Here is a 267-nt window from a genome sequence, read left to right as displayed (position 1 = left end):
GAAGGGCGCGACAGGCAACAGCGGCGCGTGCACGGCAGCCCCGGCGAAGAGCCCGAGCACCTCTTTGGAGTGGGCGCTCCATTGCCAGAGAGGCCGGTGGTAGACGTCGTCGAACATGTCTTGCTTGCGAGCGCTGTTGTGGTGCTCGTGCCAGTGGAAGGACCAGAAGGACTTCTTGTTCTTGCCGAGGCCGTGGAGCATGTGCTTGTGGATGAACCACTCCATGGCGTTGGCGTAGACGAGGCCGATGGGGAACCCGATCATGAC

Annotated in this window: 1 protein-coding gene; it reads right to left on the bottom strand. The window is 62.5% G+C overall.

Translation table 11 applies throughout. From position 1 onward, the window contains the following. On the bottom strand, positions 1-267 hold a 267-nt coding region (locus tag ACLJNW_RS25555; protein ID WP_410961416.1), incomplete at both ends, for a hypothetical protein.

Source organism: Salmonella sp. SAL4457 (genome assembly GCF_046548235.1).
Taxonomy (GTDB): domain Bacteria; phylum Pseudomonadota; class Gammaproteobacteria; order Enterobacterales; family Enterobacteriaceae; genus Salmonella; species Salmonella enterica.
Note: the sequence above shows the minus strand (reverse complement) of the source record. Positions and strands in the feature narration are given on the sequence as shown.